We start from the raw sequence: 26966 nt of genomic DNA, 5'->3' as shown, positions 1-26966 counted from the left end.
GTTTTTTGTCAGCAATTGACCTAAAATTGAAAGATATTCCATCACACAAACAGCAACAAAAGTATCCATGCACAAGATTCCTGTTACAGTCATCACTGGTTTTCTCGGTAGCGGCAAAACTACCTTAATTCGCCACTTATTGCAAAACAATCAAGGCCGCCGCATAGCTGTTTTAGTTAACGAATTTGGCGAAATTGGAATTGACGGAGAATTGCTGCGCGATTGCCAAGTTTGCGATGATGGAGAAGAGGCAATAACCAATATTGTAGAATTAACAAATGGTTGTCTTTGCTGCACTGTTCAAGAGGAATTCTTGCCGACTATGCAGGAATTGTTGAAGCGCAAAGACCAAATTGATTGTATCTTAATTGAGACTTCTGGCCTCGCACTTCCTAAGCCTTTGATTCAAGCTTTTCGCTGGCCGGAAATTCGCACGGGTGCTACTGTTGATGGCGTGGTTGCTGTTGTTGATTGCGAAGCTATTGCTAGCGGTAATTTTGTGGGGGATATTGATGCTTTGATGGCGCAGCGACAGGCTGATGATAGTTTGGATCACGAAACGCCGATCGAGGAATTGTTTGAAGATCAGTTGGCCTGTGCCGATATGGTACTGTTGACGAAGGTCGATCGCGTAAATTCAGAAACTCAACAGAAAGTTCAAACCTGGTTGCAGCAAGAGTTACGCCCGAGTGTAAAAATTGTGCCTTGCAAGGCTGGCGAAATTAACCCCGATGTGCTGTTGGGATTTAATGCGGCGGTTGAGGATGATTTGGAGTCCCGCCCGAGTCACCACGACACGGAAGAGGAACACGAGCACGATGATGATATTAACTCGACTTTCTTTATTGCCGATCGCGAATTTGAACCGGAAGCCTTGGTGAAAAAGCTGCAAGCCTTGATGCAGCAGGAAGAAATCTATCGAATTAAAGGGTTTGTGGCGGTTCCCAAGAAACCGATGCGGATGGTGTTGCAAGGTGTTGGCGATCGCATAGAATGTTTTTACGATCGCCCTTGGCAACCTTCCGAGCTCCGCCAAACCAAGCTGGTGATTATTGGCAAAGAGTTGGAGCGCGATCGAATTGCAGCTATAATCGGCAATTAATTCTCTTGAGTCATTAGTCATTAGTTATTAGTCATTAGTCATTAGTCACGGACACTGACCTCAGAAACCCGGTTTCTTGCTAGATTTCTCGTTTTTTTTCCCAAAACTCGTAGAAACCGGGTTTCTAGCCCAATGTCCAATATTCAAAAGCTCTTGCGAACAATTTATTAACATTATTTAATCTGGTGGCTGCTGTCAGCTTGTCTGGTGTACAATAACGATAATGGTTATCATTGTACAATAATCGAGGTAAAATATGGTGACTGCTAGGGCGATCGAATCAGTTCCCGTAACCGTTCTTACAGGCTACTTGGGAGCCGGCAAAACTACGCTACTCAACCACATTTTAACACAGGAACACGGTAAAAAAGTTGCAGTCATTGTCAACGAATTCGGCGAAGTAGGCATCGACAACCAACTAATCATTGATGCTGACGAAGAAATTTTCGAGATGAACAATGGCTGCATTTGCTGTACAGTCCGAGGCGACTTAATTCGGATTATCGGCAACTTGATGAAGCGGCGCGACAAATTTGACCACATAGTCATCGAAACCACAGGTTTAGCCGACCCCGCACCAGTAATTCAGACATTTTTTGTAGACGAAGATATGCGCGACAAATTGCTGCTAGATGCAGTAATCACTGTCGTTGATGCTAAGCACGTATGGCAACATTGGGATGCAGAGGAAGTTCAAGAACAAATTGCCTTTGCTGACGTAGTTTTGCTAAACAAAACAGATTTGGTCACAACCGAAGAGTTGGCAGAATTAGAAAAGCGAATTCGCGCCATGAATGCAATGGCAAAAATCCACCGCACCCGCAACGCTGAATTAGATATGAATGCTTTGTTGGGTGTCAAAGCATTTGATTTGAACCGCGCTCTAGAAATTGAACCCGACTTTTTGGGCGAACACGAACACGAACACGACGCAACAGTAACTTCCGTAGCAATAGTCGAACCCGGTGCGATTGACGGCAATAAATTTAGCGATTGGATTGAGGAATTGCTGCGAACTCAAGGCCCGAATATCTTTCGCACAAAAGGCATTTTAAACATAGCTGGAAAAAACGAGCGATTTGTTTTTCAAGGAGTGCACATGATATTTGATGGCCGGCCCGATAGACTTTGGAAGGCCACGGAAACTCCGAAAAACGAACTCGTATTTATCGGCCGCAACTTAAACGAAACTCAATTGCGAGAGGATTTCCATCAGTGTCTAGTTTAAAAGGTCGCGAACAAACCCTTGACTTCTACGCCAAAGCCATGCTGTCTGACTATATAACTGCTGTTAATTGGTCGCCGGATGGCGCAACTTTAGCAGTTTGTTCCGCTGCGGGCGAAGTGATGCTGGCGACAGGGGAAATTAATCAATTATCTTTACAACCGCTGCAAACTGCTACAGGAAAATCAGCAGATTGTTTGTCTTTTTCCGCCGACAGTCAATTCTTAGCTGCGGGCGGACAAGACGGAAAAGTTCAAATTTGGCGCGTTGATTCTGGGGAATTAATCGCTAATTTGGATAACCAGCGGGTCTGGGTTGATAAGTTAGCTTGGAGTCCGCACTCCAATCAATTAGCTTTCAGTCTGGGCCGCTGCGTTCAAGTCTGGAATGCTGATGATAATGTTGTGGAAGTAACGCTGAATTTCGACTCGTCATCTATCCTCGATTTAGCATGGCATCCTCTTGTTCAATATCTGGCAGTTAGCGGCTATCAAGGTGTTAAAGTTTGGAGTGGCGATGACTGGGACGAAGACCCGGAAATTTTATCAGTACCGTCTGTAACAGGTGCAATTGCTTGGTCGCCCCAAGGGGAATATTTAGCTTGCGGTAATATGGACAACTCCCTAATTGTTAGTGAATGGGGCAGTTTTGAACCGTGGGTAATGCAGGGTTTTCCGGGGAAGGTTCGGGAGTTGGCTTGGTCGGATAGAACTAATTCTTTGGGTGCACCTTTGTTAGCCGCTTCGAGTTCTGGAGGCATTTCTGTTTGGGAAAGAGATGCTGATGAAAGTGTCGGTTGGAATTCTTGGGGGTTAGAAGTGCATGAAAATGTCGTAAGTGCGATCGCCTTTCAACCTAACACATTTTTATTAGCTTCTGCATCCGCCGACGATCAACTTTGTTTGTGGTACGAAGCAGCACAATTGCTGCAAATTCTCGAAGGCGCACAGGGCGGTTTTTCCTGTCTCGCATGGCACCCCGATGGTCAGTTTCTGGCGGCTGGGGGGAATGGCGGCGAATTGCTGGTTTGGTCGTAATTCTTGCCCTGCAAGGGATTCAACCGATGTTAAATTGGCTGCTGGGTGTCGGTACTCGCTTGAGCCCAACATAAACAATTGAAAACTTGTCTTGACAAATTGCTAGATTACCATAACATTTTATTGTAGGGCCCAAGTCCTGACTGCGAACCAATTTTATCGCAGGTTTGCTGCATTATCCTTAAGGGCGATCGACAATTATGACACAACAGCAATTTCTCGAACAACTCAACAGCATTCTCGACCAAAACCACCTGCTGAAACACCCGTTCTACCAAATGTGGAACGAAGGCAAACTCGACCTCGCAATGCTGCAAGAGTACGCACAAGAATACTACCTGCAAGTCCACAACTTCCCCACCTACGTCAGCGCTACGCACGCCGCCTGTGACGACATCAAAATTCGTCAAATGCTCCTCGAAAACCTGATAGAAGAAGAAAGAGGCTGCGCAAATCACCCCGAACTGTGGCTGCGCTTCGCCGAAGGTTTGGGTTTAGATAGAACAGCAGTTCTCGAACGCGAACACCTAGAAAAAACCACCGAATCCGTCCGCATTCTCAAAGACTTAGCGCGCAGCGAATCTCCCGCCAAAGGTTTAGCCGCCCTCTACGCTTACGAAGCACAAATCCCCGAAGTTTCCACAACCAAAATCGCTGGTTTAAAGGAATTCTACGGCATCGATTCACAAGCTGCTTTGTCTTTCTTTCAAGTTCACGAAAAAGCCGACGAGTTCCACTCGCAAGCCACCCGCGAAGCGCTGTTACAGCTTTGTGAAACTGAAGAAGCACAACAGGAAGCGCTATTAGCTGCCGAAAAAGCAACTTTTGCTCTTAATTTACTGCTTGATGGTGTTTACGAAACCTTTTGTCAAGCTAAGTAAGCAAAACCTCTATATGTAGCCCCTGTAGGGACACTCCAAGAGCCTATTAGTGTCAACTTAAGCTATCAGTCCGCCAGTCCTCCCACCCACCCGCCAGTCCGCCAGGGACTGAAGTCCCTGTCTAATAGCTAAAGTCCTCTAAAGAGGACTAATGAGTTTAAAATTTTTATTCTCAGTCCTCTTAAGAGGACTTTAGCTTTGAGGCAGGGGTTTCAACCCTTGCCGGACTATGGGTTTTACCTTAAGTTGACACGCCTTGGGCATTGCCGTGTCCCTACGGGGAACTTTTTGCGTAAGTAAGAGTAAAAAATGCACTACAGATAAATCCTGTGCCTCCAGGAATGCTATCCTCTCTTTCTCGTCAAAATTCCTTGACTGGGACTGAACAGCAAAGCTACTAAAAATAATCCAAAAACAACTAATACAATTGCTGCACCAGATGGCATATTAAAATAATAGCTAAGATACATTCCAGTCAGACTAGCTGTAATTCCAATAATTGCCCCCACTCCCATCATTAAATGTAACTCTTTTACTAACAAATACGCCGTAATTCCCGGCCCGATTAACAGCGAAATTACTAACAGTGCGCCCACAGTTTGCAAACTCGCAACCACAGTCAGCGTAATCGCCGAAATCATCCCCAAGTAAATCCAGTTTACAGGCAAACCAGACGCTTGCGCCCCCAACGGATCGAAGGTATAAAATAGCAGTTCTTTGTAAAAGATTTTAACTGCAACCAAAATAATTACAGTTATCAAAAAAGTCTGCTGTACGTCAGACGGTGCAACTGACAATATATTTCCAAACAAAAACCCGTCTAAGTCTAGTTTTGTTGTCCGCAATAAGCTAATTAAGGTGACGCTAATTGCTAGAAATGTTGACAAAATTAATGCCATGACTGCATCTATTTTAATCCGGGATTGCGATTGAATCCACGCCATAATTACCGCGCTGATGATTCCTGATATAAATGCGCCGATCGAAATATTGAAGCCTAAAGAAAATGCCACCGGCAGTCCTGCTAATACTGAATGGGCAATCATGTCTACCATCATTCCCATTTGCTGTACAATTAAGTATGAGCCGACTACCGCGCAGACAATTCCTAGCAATATGCCGACGGCGATCGCATTTCGCATGAACTCGAATTTTAGTGGCTCAATTAGTATGTTTAACATTTAATTTCCTCGATATATCGGGTAAGGTATGTCCCATAGGTATCAACTTAACGCTAAAGTCCTTTGTATCTCTCGTTCATATCCGAGGCCAGATCCCCCTAAATCCCCCTTAAAAAGGGGGACTTTGAGTTCTTCTTGTCCCCCCCTTCTTAAGGGGGGCTAGGGGGGATCTGTAGCCTAATATTCAAGCAGCAGTCACAGACTGCGTTTGATGTTAAGTTGATGACACCAATGGGTGCGTTCCTACGAATACTACAGTTAGAATATTCCCATTTTGCTTACGCTGCAACTAAGCTTAAATCGTATCCATAGGCTTTTTGAATATTGGCGGCGGTGAGGACTTCTCGGCAGGAACCAGTGGCGATTAACTGCTTGTTGAGTAATAATAAATTATCGTATTTTTTTAAAGTGTCGCCTAAATCGTGGCTGATTACTAGCAATGTTTTGTTTTCGGCTTTGAGTTCGGCGAAAATATCGAAGATAATCTCTTCTGTGGCTTTGTCGATCGCACTAAAGGGCTCGTCGAAGAAGAATAAGTCGGCTTGTTGGGCGATCGATCGTGCTAAAAATATGCGCTGCTGCTGTCCCCCGGAGAGTTCGCCAATTTGTCGATCGCGCAAATCCCACATTCCCACCCGCAACAAAGCAGTTTTCACCAATTCCTGCGACTGCTTCGAGGGACTGCGAAACCAACCAGTGTGAACAGTTCGCGCCATCATCACCGCATTGTGCACTGTAATTGGATAATCCCAGTCAATTTGCGATCGCTGCGGCACGTAAGCCACCCGTCCCAACTGTTCCTTCAACAACCGCCCCTGATATTTTACCAAACCCCGACAGGTCGGAATCAATCCCAGCATCGCCTTCACCATGGTGCTTTTCCCCGCGCCGTTGGGGCCGAACACACCAGTTAACTGTCCCGGATCTAACTGAAAATTTACGCCGTTGAGGGCCGAAATTCCTCGATAATTTACAGCCAAGTCTTGCACTTCTAACATAATTTAAGATTTTGAGAACGATTCTTGTTCGTGCCTACTAGAATAGGATAACTCTAAAAGTAATAACGATTATCGTTCCAAAGGTGAAATGTTAAAAAACTTGATGGAAAAAAGCAGCAGATTGTGCGGTGTGGCGGTTTTGGCGATCGGCTGCGGACTGGTTGGGTGCTCTTCGGGTTCCGAAACCAGCAAGCCGGCGCCCGATATCCAGAGTTCCAATTTGCCAAAAGTCGTAGCCACGACTGGCGTTATCTGCGACATAACTAAAAAAATTGCCGAAAGTTCGATCGACACCACCTGTTTAATTAAGCCCGGAGAAGACCCCCACGCCTATCAAACCAAGCCGGAAGACCGCAAAGCCATTGAAACGGCCAATCTGATTTTATACGCCGGCTACGACCACGAACCCAGCATCATTAAATTAATTAAATCCAGTACCAATACCGCACCAAAAATTGCCGTACACGAACTCGCCGTTCCCAAACCGCTGATGGGCGAACACGAACACGAACACGAAGAAAAAGCGGAAAATAAACCCCACGCAGCAGGCGAAAAAGTCCCCGATCCTCACGTTTGGCATAATCCTCAAAATGGCGTGCGGATGGTAGAAACAATTCGTGATGAATTGAAAAAAATTGCTCCCAACAATGCCGAACTTTATACTAGCAATGCCGCCAAATTAACAGATAATTTAGCAAAATTAGATACTTGGATTAAAGCACAAATTGCGACAATTCCGACCGAAAAACGCAAATTAGTTACAACTCACGATGCCCTGAGTTACTATGCCAATGCTTACGGCTTAGAGATTGCGGGAGTTTTGCAGGGAGTGACAACAGAAGAACAGCCCACAGCCGCCAGAATTGCCGAATTATCATCAGAAATTAAGACAGCAGGAGTGCCGACAATTTTTGTAGAAACCACAACTAATCCGAAGTTAATGCAGACTGTAGCGAGGGAAGCAAATGTCAAAATTTCGGACAAAGAACTTTACAGCGACGAGTTAGGCGGTTCCAGCACTGGCGCTGACACCTATGAAGGAATGCTAAAAACTAATACTTGTGCAATTACCTCCGGCCTCGGCGGCAATTGCACTCGGTTTGCAGGAGAAGTAACACCAACTTCTAAACCATAGAAAAGTCGGCGGTTGAAACCGCGTCTAGACAAACAAAAACCGCCTCCGCGGTTTGAAGACGGTTAAAATTATATTATTTTCTTCAGTCCGCGGAGGCGGACTTCGTTTTTATAGATGCGGTTTCAACCGTACGTCCTATCTGCGATGAATTTAAGGTGAATTGTCCCCATCGGTACTGGGGGGTTTTTGCCCAATTCCCAATTGCTTCTTAGACGATTTTAAGTCTTTCCAAAGTGCCTTAATATCTTTATAGGCTTTCTCAGCGCTAATTTTACCCCCAGTTTCAAGAGAGCAAATATAAGTTATTTTCTGAGCAAATTCCTGCAAGTTGGCATTAAACGCCAAGTTTTCAGGTGTGAAATCACCGTAGTAGCGACTGCGAGGATGTAAAAAATCTTCCCGCTCTTTCATTGCCCCCTCCTAATTCAACTTGTGGTTCTGTCTCTGCTATTAATAGCAGTCTTGGCACTTAGTACCGCCGCGCTAACTTACTTTTATTGTATTCCGCTGCTAACAAAGGTGCTTTTTCGCTGTCTGCTTCGTCTATTAAGGCAATTTTAACCTTTAATTACCCGTATTTTAACTTTAATTTAACCTAAAAGCACGAAAATTGGGAGATGCGCTGGTTGCATCTCCCTTTAGATAGATTTTACGGTTGTTTCTTAACCTGTTCTGAAGCGGAATATTTATTTGCTGCACTCGCAGCCGGTGTGGCCGCAGCCGCTACCGTTGGGGTGGCCGTCAGCACAAGCAGTGGAACAGTAGGATTTGCCGCTTTTTTCGATCGCTTCACTAAGGCTGACAACGCACAGGCAAGAAGGACAGGCGCATTTCATTTGGGTGACAGTGGTCATTTTACATTCTCCTGGTGTGTTTCGCTCTAATAATATCTGAACATATATTCAGATATATGTCAAGGATATGTAAAAGTTTTGTAACAAAAGGTAAGCCGATCGCGCTAATATGAAAATGAGAATTAAAATCAGCCGGGAAAAGATGTCACCGAAGTCTGCTGTTAACGGAGCGATAAGTCAGCCTGAGCAACAAAACGATACACCAATTTGCGGGCGATCGCACGTAGTGGAAAGTTCGCGGGTTGGAGACATCCAAACACAAGTGCTCAACACCGCAAAAGCTCAACGGATGGCAGAGTTTTTCAGTCTTTTGGGAGATGCGAACCGGCTGCGGCTGCTGTCAGTCTTAGCAAATCAAGAATTGTGCGTGTGCGACTTGGCGGCGGCTTTGAGCATGAGCGAATCGGCGGTATCGCACCAGTTGCGGGCATTGCGGGCGATACGGTTGGTAAGTTACCGCAAAGTTGGCAGACAAGTTTTTTATAGTTTACTCGATCGGCACGTTTTAGAACTTTACCAAGCAGTCGCCGAACACTTGGACGAAGAATCTTAATTAGTCAGTTGTTGGTTGTCAATTGTCAGTTGTCAGTTGTCAGTTGTCAGTTGTCAGTTGTCAGTTGTCAGTTGTTGGTTGTCAGTTGTCAGTTGTCAGTTGTTGGTTGTCAGTTGTCAGTTGTCATTGGTAATTTCTGTAGGGGCGTGTTCACCGATATCTATAATGCACATCCAGAATATATAGCGGTTCTCAAAAAAGTGAGGTATGCTCACGGAGGCCACGGAGGCCACGGAGGCCACGGAGGCCACGGAGGCCAATGCCCTATCCCCAGTCGTACCTCATCTTTCTGAGAAAGGCTATTATATGTGGGTTGACAAGACACGGCTGTTGAAACCGCTGCTTTACAATATTTCAGGCGATCGAGCCAGAGTGTGAAGATAAGCTGCTTAAAATTGCCTTATTTTCTTGAGTCCGCTTGGTGTTGAGGAAAGTTTGACTCGGTTAGCGCCCCCAAGCGCCGTGCGCTGTGAGGTAGCAAAATCAAAGCCCCTCCTGCAAACAGGACGGGGCTGTGTTAACACCTAGAAATTATGCTCGCACTTAATTTAGTTGAGCTCTGATGGTTTCTATCCTTTTGCGGTTAACTCCTAAATCCGACTGTCCCAAACGCGAAGCCGATCGCACGTGGATGACTTTTGCTGCATCATCCACCAAAAATTCCACATCATCGACAAAACCCATCAAAGCACTGGTGAACTCTGCATACAGGTAATTATCAGTTGCGGTGACAATTTTAGTTTTGGCGCTTGAGTCGATCGCTCCTTTGAGCTTAGCCATAGCCTCAGCAGGGGACGAAGTGTAAGCCAAAGGCTCAATTTGGTGTTCGGCATCTTGACTGAAGCTGCTGACGCAGTTGGGGCGATCGGGACACGCTGCGAGTTTTCCTGATACAACGCCGATATTGGTGGGTTTTTTTCCAGCAAACACTGTTTTTTCTCCGGGAATTAGGATAAAAGTTGCGATCGCCAGTAGCGCTACCGCTACCAGTGACATTAAAATAACCAGGACTTTTTTGAATGCTGTCGGCGATTTTTTTGTTTCAACTGTTTGCAAAATATCTACCCTACCGAGAGTGCAATTTTGAGCCAATTTTCATCTTAACTGAAATTGACTATAAAAATTTTAAATACATTTAGTTTGTTCTTCAATCAACCAGTAAGTCAGCATTGTTCCTTTACCTTTAACCGGAATTTGACCGCGTTCTTCAAAAACAAACTGATCTTTCAAGCGCTCGTAAGTCGCCGCAGTCACTTGAATTTTACCAGGTAATCCGTTCGACTCCATCCGCGAAGCAACATTCACAGTATCGCCCCACAAATCATAGCTAAATTTGCTAATCCCGATAATTCCCGCCACCACCGCACCGCTGTGAATCCCGAGCCGCAATTCAAAACTTTCGCCAATTTTGATATTAAACCGTCTGAGAGCTGCCTGCATTTCCAAAGCTAAAAGGGCGATCGCCTCCGCGTGATCCGCCCGCGCCGTCGGCAAACCCCCAACCACCATGTAAGCATCCCCAATCGTCTTAATCTTTTCCAACCCGTGCAACTCAGACAAGCGATCGAACTCCGAGAAAATCCCGTTCAAAATTTCCACCAACTGCGTCGGACTTTTGTGAGTCGAAAACTCTGTAAAACCCACCAAATCGGCAAACAATACCGTCACCTCATCAAAATGATCCGCTATCAACTTTTGCTCTTTTTGCAGGCGATCGGCAATAGGTTTCGGTAAAATATTCAGCAGCAACTTCTCTGTTTGCTCTTGCTGCAATTTCAGCGCCGCCTCAGCTTGTTTCCGCTGAATCAGCGAACCGAGCTGCGTAGCAACCGCACTCACCAATTCCAACAAGCGCGGCTGACATTCCAGAACTTTCTCGCGATAAAAAATCAAAATAGCTAACACTTGCTTGTCCGCCAAAATTGGCACTCCAAAAGCCGCTTTCAATCCCACATTCACTGCAATTTGCGAACGCAAAAAAACTTGTTCCGGTGCATGAGAAACATCCTCAATCCATTCAGGCTGCTGCGACTGCCAAATTCTCCCGGGGAGTCCCACACCGGGGGAGAAAGTTAACTGCCAACTTGTCTTTCGGAACAGCGAAAAACTCGAGTCGCTGACATACCTGCCTGTAGCACATCTTAAAACGCCCTCACTGTTGGGAATCCAAGCTTCGCCCAAATTCCATTCAATAGTTTGGCAAATTAAACCTAAAATCACATCTATAGCCGACTCAAAATCTTCAGATTTGCTAATAGCTTGAGTTGCTTGTAGCAGCAACCTCGTTTCCATTTCTACCTGTAGGCGTTCGGTAATTTCCTGGTGCAACAGAACATTTTTATCTGTTAATTTTTGATTTTTTTCTTGCAACTGCATTTGCAATGAACGCACAGTCAGTTGATTGCTGACTCGCGCCAATACTTCTTTGACCTGAAAAGGTTTTGTGATATAATCTGCTCCGCCCACTTCAAAAGCTTTTGCCTTATCTATTCCTTCTTCTAGCGCGCTGATAAAAATGATTGGTATATCGCTAAATTGCGGTTGTAATTTCAATTTTTTACATAATTCGTACCCATCAAAGTCCGGCATCATAATATCGAGCAAAATCAAATCTGGCGCGCTCGATTGAATCGCATCTATGGCAGAAAAACCATTAGTAACAGGTCGAACTTTATAGCCATTTTTTTGCAAAATTCTAATCAACAGACGCAGATTGTCTGGCGTATCGTCAACTACTAAAATATCCGCTTGATAGTTATCAATTTGTGCCTCATTCATCTCCACGATCTGATTCCTCCGCCTCGGCAATTAAATTAAGAATTTTCTGGTAATCAAAATTATCCAGATGACCCTGAAGGATTGCGGCCAATTCAGGATAAGTATCCTTTATTTCCTCGATTTTCCTGGCAATTAAGTCAAAATCAGCACTGCGGATTACCTGCTTCATGTTATCTATCCATTCTGGGGGAAGTTTGGGTAAATAAGCAAGCGCAGCATTAGACTGGGAGTCAGATCGATCGCCGCGATCGCCCGCCCGGATCGACTCCGTTGAGTCAGAGTAGAGATACTGCACCCCCAAATGTTTGTGGAGGATATCAAATATATCTGTTTTGCGGAAAGGTTTGCTAATAAAATCGTCGCAGCCGACCAATAAAGCAAGCGATCGCCTCCCTTCAACGGTACTAGCCGTCAAAGCAACAATCTTCGGCATCGGGGGTTCGACACCGGAAACGTTGATTTCCTGGCTGGTTGCTGGCGGATGGTTTCTCTGATTTATCCTGAGTCTAATTTCCATCGTCGCTTCGCACCCATCCATCACCGGCATTTGCAAATCCATCAAGATTAAGTGCGGCTGCCAGTTTTCCCACATTTCTACCGCTTCAGAGCCGTTGCTAGCCTGTTGGAGTGCAAAACCCAAGGGAGAAAGCATTTTGACTAAAAGTTGGCGGTTGTCTGTGCGATCGTCCACAACTAAAATCCGGTAGGATGGCACATCTGGTTTCAGTCCAATCACCTCGCTGCTGATTTCCGGGGTAGGAATCGAAGCCGCATCAACTGCATCAACTTCAATCTCAAATCTAAAAATCGTACCTCGCTCTTGTTCACTTTCCACAGTAATATTGCCACCCATTAACCGTACAAATTGGCTGCTAATCGTCAAGCCTAAACCAGTTCCTCTTTGAGCTTTTTGACCAGATTCTGTTTGCACGAATGCTTGAAAAACCTTACCCAATTCTTCTGGAGAAATGCCACTTCCGGTATCTTGCACTTCAAATTGCAGAAACAACGAACCAGACAAGTCTAAATCATTCTCCGTCAAATTTCCACTTTCAGGCGGACTGTAACTTGTCGAACCATCTAAATTTGTCGGATTTTCATCAGCAATCACAAGTTCGCCTTCTGAATCATTTCCTCTGGCTTCTTCTCTATTACTTCTATCCATGACATCCATAACATCCCCTGCATCTGCCCCTGCCGAACTGCCTTGCCTCTTCCGTCTCACTCTTACTGACACCCCGCCGATTTTGGTGAATTTCATCGCATTACTGAGGAGATTGATTAGCACTTGGCGCAGTTTTACCTCATCAGTTCGCACGTACTGCGGAACATCTATATTTCGCTGAAAAACTAACTGCAAACCTTGATTTTTAGCTCGTAGTTGAAACATATCTTCCATTTCGTCAAGCAAGTCGTAGAGATTGAAGTTTGTCGGAAAAATAATCATCCGGCCCGCTTCGATTTTTGCCAAGTCTAAAGCTTGATTGATTAAAGTCAGCAAGTGTTCGCCGCTGCGGTAAATAATTCTGATATTTTCTCGGTCTTCTACTGTCAAATTCGGGCTGGGCTCGACAATTTGAGTAAAGCCGAGTATCGCATTCAGGGGTGTACGCAACTCGTGGCTCATGTTGGCGAGAAACGTGCTTTTCGCTCTGTTTGCTGCTTCGGCGGCGAAGGCAGCTTTTTGCAGTTGTTCTGTGCGTTCTACAATTTCAGCTTCTAAGGTGCGCTGGTAATTTGCTAAGAAATTTTCTAATTCTTTGCGCTGGCTGATATCTTGAATGACTGCGATCGCAAAAACAATATTTCCCTGATTGTCAAAAATTGGTCTGGCACTTATTTCTAGAGTGATTGTCAGACCGTATTGCAATATCTGTACTTCACTAACTTTGACAGATTCTCCTTTGAGCGCCCGTAAAATCGGAAAATTTTCAGGGAAATACAGGCGATCGTTTTCAGCTTCATAAAATTCAGAACTTGCGACTAATTGTTGCAGACTGTTGGCTAGCATAGTGTCTGCTAGCTCAGTACCTGCATCCAGCAACTGGTGGGCTGAATGATTGATATAGGCGATCGAGCCGTCGGGATTGTAAACGGATACCCCCACAGGTAAAGCAGCTAAAAATTGCTTCAACCGGCTTTCAGCAGCCGATAATTCCTCATTGGCTAGCTGCAACTTCTGGTTTGCTTCCCGTCCCTTAATAACTTCATCAGCCAACTTTTGGTCTTGCAAATAGCTGTGAACTGCTTCGACTACTGTTAACTTCAAATCTTCATTGTGCCAAGGTTTGGGGATGTAGCGGTACAGCTTGGCATACTTGATAGCGTGGCCCACGGCATCTAAATCTGCTTGACCAGTTAGCATAATTTTTAGCGTATTGGGCGATCGCTCGTGAATTATTTGGAGCAGTTCGTCTCCTTTGATATCCGGCATTATATAATCGGAAACTACTAAAGCTATTTCATGTTCGTCTGCTTGCAAATCTGCCAGCAATTCTAAAGCATCTTCTCCACCTTCTGCTGTTTCAATAATACACCGATCGCCGATCGCATTTTTTAGTGCAATTTTTAAACTGTTCAAAACGTCAGGTTCGTCATCAATACAAACAATCACAGGTCTTTTCATAAATTTACTTGCCCTGAGTTTTTCTTTTTTTCTCTGTTAGCGGCTACAATTTATGTAAAAAAACCAGGTTTAAACCGATGTTTATACCTACTTTTTTGCTAACAGTAGATTCAGATGAATATCGATCGCCTTTTTAACGCCATGCTCTAGAGGAGATTACCAGATGGATCTTCACCTCCATCATTATATTTCTGGGCTTCGGCAATTAAATTGATAATTTTCTGGTAGTCAAAATTATCCAGATGACCCTGAAGCATGGCAGCAAATTCATGACTGTCGTCCCTTATTTCCTCGATCGTCCTTGCAATTAAGTCAAAATCAGCACTACGGATTACTAGCCTCATGTTTTCTATCCATTGTGGGGGAAGTTCCGGCAAATAAGCAAGCGCAGCATTAGATGGAGAGTCAGATTGATGGTGGCGATCGCCCGCCCAGATCGGCTCGGTTGAGTTAGAGTAGAGATACCTCACCCCCAAATGGTTGTGGATGGCATCAAATATATCTGTTTTGCGGAAAGGTTTGCTAATAAAATCGTCACAGCCGATCGATAAAGCAAACGATCGCCTCCCTTCAATGGTACTAGCTGTCAAAGCAACAATCTTCGGAATCGGAGAGCCGTTTTCTTGCCACTCTTGCTCTCGCTGCTGTATTCTGTTCCTAATTTCTTTAGTAGCTTCGTAGCCGTCCATCTCTGGCATTCGCACATCCATCAAAATTAAATGCGGCTGCCAACTTTCCCACATTTCTACTGCTTCGCAGCCGTTGCTAGCCTCTTGCACTCCCAAACCCAAGGGAGAAATAATTTTGACTAAAAGTTGGCGGTTGTCTTCGCGATCGTCCACAATTAAAATCCGGTAGCAGGGTTGATTTGGTTCTAATCCAGTAACTTCGCGGTTAATTTCTGGATTCGGAATATCAGCAACATCAACCGCACCGACTGGAATTTCAAATTTAAAAGTAGTGCCGCGTTCTAGTTGACTTTCGACGACAATTTCTCCTCCCATCAGCCGCACAAATTGACGGGTAATCGTCAATCCCAAACCCGTACCTTTATGATTTTTTTGACCACAAGCTGTCTGCACAAAAGCCTTGAAAATATTATCCAATTCTTGCGGATCGATACCAACTCCTGTATCTGCTATTTCAAATTGAAGGAAACTCACTCGCTCCGGATTTAAAGCATCTGGCTCATCTCTTAGTACAGCATTTGCTAAATTAGTTCGATCGATGGCAAACTCTCTAATACTTTTTTTGGTATCAATGCAAGCTGTAGGATTCTCCAATAAATTCACAATTTCCGAATCAAAAGAATTGGTAATTTTTAATATGACAGAGCCTGTTTGTGTGAATTTGATCGCATTGCTGAGGAGATTAATCAGCACTTGTCGCAGTTTAACGTCATCGGTGCGCACGTACTGAGGAACATCATTATTTATTTCAAAAAGCAACTGCAATTCTTGTTTTTCTGCCCGCAGTAAAAACATATTTTGCAAATCATCAAGCAAGCGATATAGGTCGAAGTTTTTCGGGTCGAGTATCATCCGCCCTGCTTCGATTTTTGACAAGTCTAAAACTTCATTAATCAGGCTCAACAAATGTTCGCCACTGCGGCGAATAATACTCAGATTTTCTCGGTTTTCGACAGTAAGATTAGGACTGGGCTCCATGATTTGCGCAAACCCGAGTATGGAATTGAGAGGAGTGCGCAATTCGTGGCTCATATTGGCTAGAAACGTGCTTTTAGCTTTGTTTGCTGCTTCAGCAGCTAAGGCTGCTTGTTGCAGTTGTTCTGTGCGTTCGTCAATTTGGACTTCTAAGGTGTGCTGGTAATCGGCTAGTATTTTTTCGGCTTGTTTGCGATCGCTAATATCTTGAAAAACTGCGATCGCGTAAGCAATATTTCCGCTGGTGTCAAAAATCGGCGTGGTATTGAGTTCGATCGCAATTATTTTGCCCTCTTGACGGATTTCTGCGTCGTCAACCTTGACAAATTGTCCTTTGAGCGCGCGCAAAATTGGCAGATTATCCGGCGGGTAAAGCTCATCAGTATTGGCAACATAAAGTTGATAAGTTGCCGCTAATTGTTCCGCTGTCGTTTGCGAGAGAGTGTCTGCACCGAACAATTCCCCGGCTGTGTCGTTGAAATAGGCGATCGAGCCGTCGGGATTGTAAACGCATACCCCCACTGGCAAAGCTGCTAAAAATTGCTTCAGGCGGCCTTCACTGGCAAACAGGGCATCATTTGCTACCTTTAACTCCTGGTTTACTTCTTCCCGCTTCTGGATTTCATCTGTTAACTTTTGGTCTTGCAAGTAACTGTGAATTGCTTCTATTACCGTTAATTTTAAATCTTCATTTTGCCAAGGCTTCGGGATATAACGGTAGAGTTTAGCATACTTAATAGCATTCCCCAACGCTTCCAAATCTGCTTGCCCTGTCAGCATAATCGTCAGCGTATCCGGCGAAAACTCATGAATTCTTTTAAGCAGTTCATCGCCTTTAATGTCCGGCATGATATAATCGGAAAGCACCAAAGCAATCTCGTATTCATCTGCCTGCAAATCAGCCAGCAACTCTAAAGCATCTTCTCCACCTTCGGCCGTTTCAATGATACACCGCTCGCCGATCGCCTTTTTCAGTTCAATTTTTAAACTGTTCAAAACATCAGGTTCGTCGTCTATACAAACAATTACAGGTTTTTTCATAATAACTTTGCCAGTCCAGATTTGATGGTTTCTATTAAATCTTTGCTCTGCCAAGGTTTGTACAAACAGCAGTATAAATCAGCTTCTTTGAATGCCCGCTGCACCGCCGCTTCATCCGCTTGTCCCGTCAGCATTACCTTGATAATTTGAGGATATTTTTTGTGAACTATCATAAAAAGTTCGTCACCTTTAATTCCCGGCATTAGCCAATCAGAAACAACCACAATTACCTCAGTTTCTGGTTGAAAATCCTCAATTAAGTCTAAAGCTTCATCAGCACTTTCTGCTAGCTCATAAAAGTAATTATCTTTAAATTCATTTTTAAGCTGCATTTTAAGAGTATTCAAGATATCTGGTTCGTCGTCAACGCAAAGGATTACAGGCTTACTCATCTTTTCCTCTCTGTTTCATTTAAGTGTTTTTACGGACATAACTTGCTTCTACAGGATCGATTGCGGGCGAGGATGCAAAATATCTGTCCTCTATCTTATTTTAATAGGACTTCCCAAGATAAACCGGGCGATCGCCATAAACTTGATGCTTCTCAGCGAGACAGCCACATAGATTAGGGGGAATCAGCCCCTGTGGGGGTTAGCTGTTGCAGCATTTCAATTATATGTCAAGAAACAATCAAGCCATAAGTTGGCTGGGGGTGGGAATCCGCCCCAGCATCCAATTTAAATTGGTAACAACTTAATACCATTTGAGATTTCAGGCGTTAGATTCGGGATGAGCAATCAGTCGCTCTTTTGGGGCTGGCTGCGAGCTACGTGATTTTCTGCAAACAATCTAAATTTGTTTAATAGATTGGTAACGAGACGGTAAAAGTTGTCTTTCCTGGTACAGACTCTACCGCAACTTTGCCTTCATGTTTCTCAACAATTTTTCTCACAATATCCAATCCCAAACCGCTACCTTCCCCCGCAGATTTAGTAGTAAAAAATGGCTGAAAAATTTTGGGAATAATCTCTGGGGGAATACCTGGGCCGTTATCGATGAATTTCAGGACAATATTTCCCTCTTCCTGGTGAGTTTCAATTGTCAAAATACCTTTATAATCCATTGCTTGCAGGGCATTATGAATGAGATTCGTCCAAACTTGATTTAAGTCATCGGGATAGCAGACAATTTTAGGTAAATCACCATAATTTTTAACTACTTCTATACCGTGTTTCAGTTGATTTTGGTAGAGGGTTAACACCGTTTCAATACCTTCGTGCAAGTTCGCCTGAACCTTTTCCTCCTTGCTATCAAAATGAGCGTAACTTTTCAAGGCAAATACTACTTTTCCAGACTTAGCTGTGGCTCTTTGGATCAGGCTAATACTTCTTTTAAAGCTCGAAAACTGGTAAGCAGTATTTAAAACTACTTCCCAATCATCTAATTTAAAAAGCGGCAACAAATGTTCTATATTATCGTAAATTTCCATGTCAACCAAAGTATCCGCAATTTCGTCGGCATTTTCCACAGATGCTGCTATTAAATCCCGGATTAACTTCTGCTTAAATTTCCGTTTTTCTTTACTTGTAAATAAAATCTCTTGTTGGGTAGCTCTGTAGAGTAGAGTCAAAAAGTAAGATTGACTTTCTTCAGACAACTGTTGAAAAAATTGAGGCATTTTTGCTAAATTTTCGTCCCAAAAAATAGAGATATTATCAATAGAGGAACCTATAATGCCCAGGGGGGTATTGATTTCGTGAGCAATCCCGGCAATCAGTTGTCCCAGTGCTGCCATTTTTTCCGATTGAATCAAATGATCTTGGGCGGCTTTCAGTTGGTGAATGGCAGTTGCTAAATCTTGATTTTTTTCTTGCAAACTTTGTTGGAGCGAACAAATTTTTAAATGAGTTTCGATCCGGGCTAAAACTTCTTCAACCTGAAACGGCTTGGTAATAAAGTCTACTCCTCCAACTGCAAAAGCTTTAACTTTATCCATCACGTCGTTAATGGCACTGATGAAAATCACCGGAATATCTTTTGTTGCTTCAAAATCTTTGAGCTGCTGACAAACTTGATAGCCGTCCATCTCCGGCATCATAATATCCAGCAGCACAAGATCCGGAGGCATTTTTTGAGCGGCAGACAGTGCTAGCTTGCCGTTGGGAACCGGGCGAACTTGATAGCCTTTTTCGCTCAAAATTCCTGCCAGAAGCCGCAGATTTTCTGGGGTGTCGTCTACTACTAAAATATTAGCTCGATTGGTTTTCGGTAAAGTTGAAGTCATCGGATGTTTGCTTGCTATGGCTGAGCTCTATTATATTCAAAATTCTGTCGTATTCAAAATTATTAATGCAATCTTGAAGGGTATCAGCGAGAGATGAGTTGACAGTGCGGATTTGCGCGATCGAACTGGCGATCGCCTCCATATCCACAGTCAAAATATTTTGCTTGAATTGAGCCATCCACTCGGGAGAAATAGAGGCGATATCCTCCGGTGTCAGCACCTCCTGAGTTGACCCCCCTACACCTGTTACACTAACTGCTGTCGGCTCTTCATAAATATAGCTTACTCCTAAATGTTTTCCGATCGCCGCAAATATATCCTCTTCGCGAAATGGTTTTCGCATAAAATCATCGCAACCCGCCGAAAGAATCACCGCCCGTTCTTCTTCTAGAACGCTAGCAGTCAAAGCCACAATTGCCGTTGCTTGCCCGCCAGTTGTAGTTTTAATCTGTTTCGTGGCCTCGTACCCGTCCATCACGGGCATTCTCATGTCCATCCAAATCAGATGCGGTTCCCACTCGCTAAAAATATCCACCGCTTCTTTACCGTTATTGGCTTCTCTCAACTGAAATCCGAGCGGACTCAGAAGTTTTACCAACAGTTGGCGGTTGATGGGCTTGTCATCCACAATTAACAAGCGGTAGTGCGGCTGATTCGGTGCGAGGGAAACAACTCGACGTTGAGCTTTTTTGCTTTCAATATCAGCAGCCTCAACCAGATGAACTTGAATGTCAAACTGAAATGTTGAACCCTTGTTCACCTCGCTGATGACATTAATTTCACCTCCCATTAATTGCACGAACTGGCGGCTGATGGCTAAACCTAAACCCGTTCCTTCGTGAGAATCTTTACCGCTTTTTGTCTGCACGAATGCTTCAAAAAGCTGAGGGATTTCCTCAGCCGCAATGCCTACACCAGTATCTTGAACTTCAAAATGCAGCCAGTAGCGACCAGGCAATTGATTGGGGCTGTTTTTGTGTATAATTCGCCGGCCTACTTTCACTTGCACCGAGACTCCCCCGTGAGAAGTAAACTTAATTGAATTGTTGAGAAAATTAATTAAGACTTGGCGCAGTTTAACTTCATCTGTGCAAATATAATGGGGAACTTCTGCATCCCTGTCGAAGATTAATTGCAAGCCTTTTTGTTCGGTTTTGAGAGCAAACATATCTTCTAAATCGTCGAGCAATCGATAAAAATCGAAGTTTTTTTCGTTAATAGTCGTGCGTCCAGCTTCGATTTTGGACAAGTCTAAAACTTGATTGATCAAAGCCAGCAAATGTTCGCCACTCCGCAGGATAATTCCGACATCTTCTTGATTTTCGGGAGACAGATTTTTACTGCGGATCATGACTTGAGCAAAGCCGATGACTGCGTTGAGGGGCGATCGCAATTCGTGGCTCATGTTGGCAAGAAAGGTACTCTTAGCTTTGTTGGCTGCTTCGGCGGCTTCTTTCGCGTGCTGCATTTTAATTTCGGCTTCTTTACTATCAGTAATATCTTTAATAAAACCTTCATAGTAAAGTAGATTTCCTGCGTCATCGCAGACAGCGCGACAATTTTCGGAAATCCAGATGATGCTACCATCTTTGCGGTAAATCTCCGATTCAAAGTTAGACAGGATTCCGTCTTGGTCGATCAGCGCTACAAATTCGCTGTGGCGGTCGGGATTCACGTAAAGTTGGTTTTTAAAACTCGGCTGTGCAGCGATTAATTCTGCTGGCGATTCGTAACCGTAGAGTTCAGCTAAAGCCGGGTTAGCGCTGATGTATTTCCCGTCACCAGCAGTTTGAAAAATGCCATTCAAAGCATTTTCATAAATGTTGCGGTACTTTTCTTCTGCTTCCCGGAGGGCGGCTTCTGCTTTTTGGCGATCGGTAATATCGCTAGATATCGACAAAAAACAAGCTTCTCCATCAATATCGATGGTTTCGATTGACAGCAGCGCCGTTCTTTCTGTACCAGTTTTATTGCGAAATCTCAGTTCGTAATTGTGAATTGCTGTCTTGTTTTTTAACATTTGAATCATGCGGTCGCGCTCCCCCAAACTAGCCCAAAAATTTAGCTCTACCGCTGTTTTGCCAATAATTTGTTCCTGATTGTAGCCAATCATCCGGCAAAAGCTGTCATTGACTTCTACATGGCGGCCGTCACTGATTCTGGTGATTGTAATCGCATTCGGACTAGAACGAAAAGCCTTAGAAAACTTTTCTTTTGCCTTCGCAAGATCGGCGGTGCGTTCAGCAACTTGCACGGCTAAATTTTGGTTATATTCCGTTAACAATTTTTCCGCTTTTTTGCGTTCTGTAATATCTTGAAAAGCGCAGATTGCGTAGATTATATTTCCTCGGGCGTCGTAAATAGGAGTTCCCGAAATTTGCATGGGAATATTTTTGTCATTCGAGTAAATTTCAACGTCATCAACAGTAACACTTTTGCCCTGCAAAGCATTTAAAATTGGGTCGCGCTCCGCGGGATAAATTTCCTGAGTTCCAGCTAAATAAGCTCCGTAGGATTTACGCAAATTTTCGGAATCTGTTGCCACAAGCCCTTGACCTAAAAGTTGCTCTCCTATCGGATTAATGTAGTGAGGTTTACCATTTTGTTCGGCAATAAAAATGCCTAGCGGTACTGCATTGAGAAATTGTTTAACTCGGCTTTCACTTTCCGATAGTGACGTAAATGAATGCTGCAATTGCTCTGCCATGCTGTTAAAAGCAGCGGCAAGTTCTCCGAGTTCATCTTGGCGATTCAGAGTAAGCTTTGTATCCCATTCATTCCGCGCCAAAGCTTTCGCCGCCGCATTCAATTTTAAAATCGGTCGCACCACCCATTTACCAGTCAGAACCCCCAGAATTGTCGCCCCGATCAAAGCTGCCACCGACAGCAAAAAAGTGGTGCGCGTATTGGCGTTAATTTGATCCATAAAATCGGACTCTGGTACAACTACCACAATCAGCCAATCTAACCCGCGACTGTCTTGAAAAGGAGCTACTTGAATAAAATTTCGCTTGCCGTCAACATCAAAAGTAAGCTGTTGAGAACTGTTGATTTTAGCTAAGCTGTCGTGGGATTTCTCTAAATGCTGTGCGGTTTGGCGAATTACCGGATTCTCGCTTGCTGAAGCTTTGATGCGTTTGGCTTCTTTACCTTCGACTGCGAATTCTTGGCCCGCCGTGGAAGTAGCAATTAACATCCCCGATCGCTCCATCACAAAAGTTTGTCCCGATTTGCCAATTTTGAGGCTGACGAGAAATTCTTTGATTTTGGAAAACAACACATCGGTGCCAGCTACTCCTAACAGATTCCCAGCGTCGTCGTAGATAGGCAAAGCAGCAGTAATTGCCAGTTCCCTTGTCAAGAAATCTGTATAAATTGGAGTCCAAACAGGTTTTTTTGCTAGAGCCGCTGCTATATACCAAGGCCGAAGTCGCGGGTCGTAAATCTTCGGGGATATTTGGACTAAATTAATGCGGTTTCCTTGAGAGTCAGCAGTAAATCGAGCTAACTTGTTGCCAGTAGATGGGTCGGCAGCAGATATCAGAACTCGATCGTTTTTAGTGTGAATGGCTCCCGAGTGTTCTCCATTTTCTTGGGCGATGTAAATGATGCTGATCGAATCAAAATATTGAATTTGTTCGATGAAATGATGTTCTAATTTTTGTTTGTCTTCGAGGTTCAACTGCCCCAATCTTACACCTTGAACGTTCAGGTGATTGACTATGTGAGGAATTGACATATAATTTTCAATGCGGTCTTTGATGCGAGCGGTAGTTTCTGTGCGCAACTGGGCGGCAACATCATTGACCGCCCGCTGACCGTTTTGGAACGACAGCCAACCTACAATTCCTACTGTGCCGACAATTTGTAATAAAAAAGGAACTACGAGGACAGTTTGTAAGGGAGTTTTGCCAATAATTTTGGTAGCAAACCGATTGAGAAGTTTAGGAAACATATTCATCCTATAGGAATTTTCAAGTGAGTCAGGTAAAGATTGATAATGAGTGATTGAAATTAATTGTAGTTGGTGATTTTTTTTAAGGGGTAATTTTTGAGAAACCGACAACTGGCGAGCTGGTTGCGCAAGTTGAAAAATGCGATCGGAGTAACAGCAGCGGGCCTGGTAAATTAGTAAATGTTAAAATCTGCGATCGATAGACGATCGAATTATATCAATTCCGGTGAATTACTGAGCATAAAAAATGTTTTTAGTGATGACTTCGTTCTTCTGATTTGGATGGGAAATCGCCTTATGAACGCTCAAAATAATTTTATTTTGCTGGTTCGAGGGACACCTAAAGCACTTTTTTGATTAGTGCTGTAGGTGTCTATATCCTACTTATTGCAGCCAATAGAGATTACTATGAGTGCAGGGATGGGACTCGATCTTACTGACACCAGTACAAGTATGAATTTAAATTACTATAACTTATTTCTGGGGAGAGTACGTGAAGCGAAGCTATCCCTGTTCAGGAATCGCGCTACCCTCGGCCTCCCCCACCCGAAAGGCGTGCATTTATCTGCGATTCAACTCCACCCTTTCACCGTAACGCAACAGCATATCCAAGCTTTCCAAACGATTTTGCCAAGTTTGAACCTGGTAGCTATTGTCAGCAGAATGCAAGCGCATGGAAGATTGAAATTGAGATTGAAAGCTCGCCAACAATCTTTTAGCGGTAGCTAAACTTTCACGAGAAGGATTGACAGCTAATCTGCTCAAAGCAAGGCCCAATTCGTCCGATCGACTTTGGAGAACTTTCAGTTCAGATTCCGACACCCGCAACTGGTTGTTAGCCAGCAAAAAACTCCACTCCTGCTTGAGAGCAGTATATCGCGAAGCAGCGGCCGCAAACGGCTGCCGGTAAGGTATCGGTTCTGCTGCATTGGTGGGATGCACTGCTCGCCCTTGAGTGCGGTTAAAAAAGCCCTGCATCCCGCTGCTGATACTTTCCACCGCAAAAATAGCATAGCCCCCAGTCGGCAAATCGCGCAAAGCTTGAATTTGGTCGATCGCCACTACCTCAGGAAGACTCAACAACTTAACCGACGGAGAAATCAAAGCCGAACCGAGCATTTCCTGCTTTACCAGCGGTTCGGTGATGCGTTCGAGCCGGTTAGTATCCAAAGCATAAGTCATGGGTACAATCAAATCGACAATCCCCTGACGCGCCCAGACTTCCCAATTTTGTTGAATTTTGTAAATCCGCTGACTGGGAGGGTGCGGAAATACTGCCACAGACAGAATAGTGCGCGGATAATTCTGCCGTAAAAGCTGAGAAACTTCAGCTACAAAAGTATTAATTTGATTAGTTTTAAACTCAACCCACTGCCGCCACAAACTGCCATCACTCGGGGAAATATTCACCGGATCTGCACCAGTCAATTGCTTGAATTGCTGCCTCGCGGCTGCACCGTAGCCGTAGGTAAAACCAGCATTATCATCTTGAAAAGGATAGCGGATGTAGTCTAATTGCACGCCATCTACTTGATAGCGGCTGGTGATTTCGTTGATAATTTGTAGCAAATAACTGCGGGCTTCTGGGTTAGCAGGATCGAGATAAAATTTACCATCGTTAGGATTTTGGATGCGTCCTTTATTGTCAATATTAGCCCAACTAGGATGAGCCGAAAGCACCGGGCCGGGATCGGAATTAGACTTGCCGATCAAGGCATTGTGGCGCTTGTTTCCGGTGGCAAAAGTCCACACCCAAGCGTGCAGTTCCATGCCTCGCTCGCGGGCCAATTTAACCCCAGATTCCAGCGGGTCCCAGCCAACGGTGAGGGGATTTTGTTGCGGTGCAACTTGACTCGGATAAATTGGATATCCGGCATTTAAAGTTTCAAAGAAAACAGTATTGATACCCGCGGCGGCGAGTCGATCGAACACAGCGGCTAAACCCTGTGGAGAGCGAGCCGCGACGATCGTACCGCGATCGAGCCAAACCGCGCGAATTTCGGCTCCCACACGCTGCCCTTCCTGGGGGTAATTTTGCCAGAGAAGCTGCCGTGCTTGCACCCATTGCTGTCTGGCCTGGGCGTATTTTTGCTCTTGGAGGAGTTCGTCGAAAGTTTGCAAAATCTGCCGCGCCATCGCGATCGCCCGCACCCTAGGCCCTTGCAAAATAGACTGGCGGCTCGCAGTCGGGCCGCCGGCACTGTTGCTTCCCGCCACCAGTTGAGCGGGGGTAGGAGCAGTGAGATTGACGGCGGTATTGCTTGAATTAGCTGCTGTCAGGGCGCTTTCAAACCTGCCGAGGAGGTTGGTGAGTTCTTGTCGCATCAGGTAGGCTTCAATGCTGACGATCGGCTTATTGGAATTTAGCTGCACGTCTAAACCGGCCGGCGCCGACTGATCCGAAGGATCTGTGAAATTTGCAGGTACAGGATCGGGAAGGGAGGGAGAAGGAGAAAGTCGGCTCAGCGGGGTACTGCGCGGCGAAACAGGCGTATTTCTAGTAACTCTTGAGGGGGGGGGCGCCAGTGGGGGCGCGGTCGCTGTTGGTGGTGCTGTCGGGCGCTGAGCGATGGTGCCTCCCCAGCGGGCGATCGAGGCTTGCAACCAAACTTTATCTATAGCTGCGGCACCGTCGCTACCCCAGCGCCAGCCGAGATAGGTAGCGCGATCGGTGGCGATCGCAGCGGAGGAACCAGAACTATCTTTCCAAGTAGCGACTGTTTGACTGTTTGCGTCGGCAGGAATCAAGACACCGCCTTGAACAGAGGTATTTTTTTGTTCTGGGGGCACCCAATTGCTAGAAGCGGTACAGGCGAGATCCCGGCACCGGGCGCGGGGTTGCGGCAATCCGCGCTGAGTCAACGGAAAAGCCCAATAGGCCCCGAGGAGCGATCGCAAAGATTGGCGCACCAAAGCTGGGGAACTGCGGCCGACTGGGCCCGAAGCAATCAAGCGCCCGCCCTGAGAGACCCAAGTTTCGAGAACTCTAATTTGGGCTGGCGTCCAAGTTTCAATATTGGGCAAAAACAACACGTTAACGCCTGCTAAATCCGCCGGGCTTTTAATTTGTTCGAGATTGATCGGTTTGTAAGCAATGCCACTTTCCCAGAGGCGCGTGGTAATCTTCACCCAATCGGGGGAATTCTCGGAACTGCGAACCACGCCCAGAACTACTTCAGCGAAACTCGGAGAGGGAAATAGGATGGAGAGATTGAGTAAGGTACTCGCTAGAGTTGCAATTAAGATTCTGTGCAATTCGGTGAAAAAGCGTTTTTTTTGAGCCTGGGAGCAGTTCTCAGGCATTTGATGAGGCTTTTTGATTTGTTGCATATATATGAGAATTACCCAACACACCGTTTAGGAAAATTTTAATAACAAGTTCGAGTAATTAATCCGCACCTTACATTTTTTCACCCTGTTCTGCAACCTGAATCAGGAAAATGTGCGATCGATCAATTTTAGATTTTGGATTTTAGATTTTAGATTAAATAGGACTATATGAGAGCCCAGAAACCGGGTTTTTTCACGCGTTTACTTCGTTACACGCCGCAGATTCGCTAAAAAACCAGGTTTCTTTGTCGGAGTGCGATCGGCGAACTGTTAAAATCTGCGTGCATTTGGGTTGAAAAACCAAGAATACAATTTAGATGCAGGACAGCCAACTGTCAACTGTCAACTGTCAACTGTCAACTGTCAACTGTCAACTGTCAAC

18 protein-coding genes are annotated in these 26966 nt (G+C 44.8%); 6 read left to right on the top strand and 12 right to left on the bottom strand.

Annotated elements, in window-relative coordinates; translation table 11 throughout:
- Positions 1-67: 67 nt before the first annotated feature.
- From cobW to QT974_RS02750, 4 genes are all read left to right on the top strand, one after another.
- Complete coding sequence (cobW, locus tag QT974_RS02765) at positions 68-1102, top strand: cobalamin biosynthesis protein CobW (protein ID WP_333467002.1); 1035 nt, start codon at positions 68-70, stop codon at positions 1100-1102.
- Between the two features lie 256 nt (positions 1103-1358).
- The gene (locus tag QT974_RS02760) at positions 1359-2330 is read left to right on the top strand and encodes a CobW family GTP-binding protein (RefSeq protein ID WP_333467001.1); all 972 of its coding nucleotides are present in this window, start codon (positions 1359-1361) and stop codon (positions 2328-2330) included.
- Complete coding sequence (locus tag QT974_RS02755; protein WP_333467000.1) at positions 2318-3364, top strand: WD40 repeat domain-containing protein; 1047 nt, start codon at positions 2318-2320, stop codon at positions 3362-3364. Before QT974_RS02760 ends, QT974_RS02755 begins: the two co-directional genes overlap by 13 nt.
- A 200-nt stretch (positions 3365-3564) precedes the next feature.
- Positions 3565-4245 carry a CADD family putative folate metabolism protein gene (locus QT974_RS02750; RefSeq protein ID WP_333466999.1) on the top strand — a complete coding sequence of 227 codons (681 nt, stop codon included), beginning with the start codon at positions 3565-3567 and terminating at the stop codon, positions 4243-4245.
- Positions 4246-4589: 344 nt separating this feature from the next.
- Here the strand turns inward: QT974_RS02750 and QT974_RS02745 are convergent, their stop codons facing one another.
- A complete protein-coding gene (locus QT974_RS02745) occupies positions 4590-5426 on the bottom strand; it encodes a metal ABC transporter permease (protein WP_333466998.1) in 837 nt (278 codons plus the stop codon).
- Positions 5427-5704: 278 nt separating this feature from the next.
- Positions 5705-6424, bottom strand: coding sequence for a metal ABC transporter ATP-binding protein (locus QT974_RS02740; RefSeq protein ID WP_333466997.1), 720 nt, complete (start codon positions 6422-6424; stop codon positions 5705-5707).
- Positions 6425-6512: 88 nt separating this feature from the next.
- On the opposite strand from QT974_RS02740, the gene QT974_RS02735 reads away from it, so the two are divergent.
- The gene (locus QT974_RS02735) at positions 6513-7559 is read left to right on the top strand and encodes a metal ABC transporter solute-binding protein, Zn/Mn family (RefSeq protein ID WP_333466996.1); all 1047 of its coding nucleotides are present in this window, start codon (positions 6513-6515) and stop codon (positions 7557-7559) included.
- A 150-nt stretch (positions 7560-7709) separates the two neighbouring features.
- Here QT974_RS02735 and QT974_RS02730 read toward each other — a convergent pair whose 3' ends face one another.
- Positions 7710-7970, bottom strand: coding sequence for a DUF7219 family protein (locus QT974_RS02730; RefSeq protein ID WP_333466995.1), 261 nt, complete (start codon positions 7968-7970; stop codon positions 7710-7712).
- A gap of 275 nt (positions 7971-8245) precedes the next feature.
- Positions 8246-8413: a metallothionein gene (locus QT974_RS02725; protein WP_332946779.1), complete on the bottom strand. Its 168-nt coding sequence runs from the start codon at positions 8411-8413 to the stop codon at positions 8246-8248.
- A gap of 142 nt (positions 8414-8555) precedes the next feature.
- Between QT974_RS02725 and QT974_RS02720 the strand changes: the two genes are divergently transcribed.
- The gene (locus tag QT974_RS02720) at positions 8556-8966 is read left to right on the top strand and encodes an ArsR/SmtB family transcription factor (protein ID WP_333466994.1); all 411 of its coding nucleotides are present in this window, start codon (positions 8556-8558) and stop codon (positions 8964-8966) included.
- Positions 8967-9509: 543 nt separating this feature from the next.
- Here QT974_RS02720 and QT974_RS02715 read toward each other — a convergent pair.
- The 8 genes from QT974_RS02715 to QT974_RS02680 form a co-directional block, all read right to left on the bottom strand.
- Entirely contained in the window at positions 9510-10058 is a 549-nt protein-coding gene (locus tag QT974_RS02715; protein ID WP_333466993.1) for a DUF1499 domain-containing protein, read from the bottom strand.
- Between the two features lie 33 nt (positions 10059-10091).
- On the bottom strand, positions 10092-11744 hold the full coding sequence (locus QT974_RS02710; RefSeq protein WP_333466992.1) for an adenylate/guanylate cyclase domain-containing protein: 1653 nt from the start codon (positions 11742-11744) through the stop codon (positions 10092-10094).
- The gene (locus tag QT974_RS02705) at positions 11737-14370 is read right to left on the bottom strand and encodes a response regulator (protein ID WP_333466991.1); all 2634 of its coding nucleotides are present in this window, start codon (positions 14368-14370) and stop codon (positions 11737-11739) included. Before QT974_RS02705 ends, QT974_RS02710 begins: the two co-directional genes overlap by 8 nt.
- 146 nt (positions 14371-14516) lie before the next feature.
- Positions 14517-17075 carry a response regulator gene (locus tag QT974_RS02700; protein WP_333466990.1) on the bottom strand — a complete coding sequence of 853 codons (2559 nt, stop codon included), beginning with the start codon at positions 17073-17075 and terminating at the stop codon, positions 14517-14519.
- Positions 17072-17467: a response regulator gene (locus QT974_RS02695; protein ID WP_333466989.1), complete on the bottom strand. Its 396-nt coding sequence runs from the start codon at positions 17465-17467 to the stop codon at positions 17072-17074. The genes QT974_RS02700 and QT974_RS02695 overlap by 4 nt, the downstream gene beginning before the upstream one ends.
- A 407-nt stretch (positions 17468-17874) precedes the next feature.
- Complete coding sequence (locus tag QT974_RS02690; RefSeq protein ID WP_333466988.1) at positions 17875-19299, bottom strand: hybrid sensor histidine kinase/response regulator; 1425 nt, start codon at positions 19297-19299, stop codon at positions 17875-17877.
- The gene (locus QT974_RS02685; protein WP_333466987.1) at positions 19265-23254 is read right to left on the bottom strand and encodes a PAS domain S-box protein; all 3990 of its coding nucleotides are present in this window, start codon (positions 23252-23254) and stop codon (positions 19265-19267) included. Before QT974_RS02685 ends, QT974_RS02690 begins: the two co-directional genes overlap by 35 nt.
- A gap of 561 nt (positions 23255-23815) precedes the next feature.
- Complete coding sequence (locus QT974_RS02680) at positions 23816-26557, bottom strand: glycoside hydrolase family 10 protein (protein WP_333466986.1); 2742 nt, start codon at positions 26555-26557, stop codon at positions 23816-23818.
- Between the last annotated feature and the right edge of the window lie 409 nt (positions 26558-26966).

This window comes from Microcoleus sp. BM001215392 (assembly GCF_036700185.1).
Classification (GTDB): domain Bacteria; phylum Cyanobacteriota; class Cyanobacteriia; order Cyanobacteriales; family Microcoleaceae; genus Microcoleus.
This window is presented reverse-complemented; position numbering and strand designations above follow the sequence as displayed.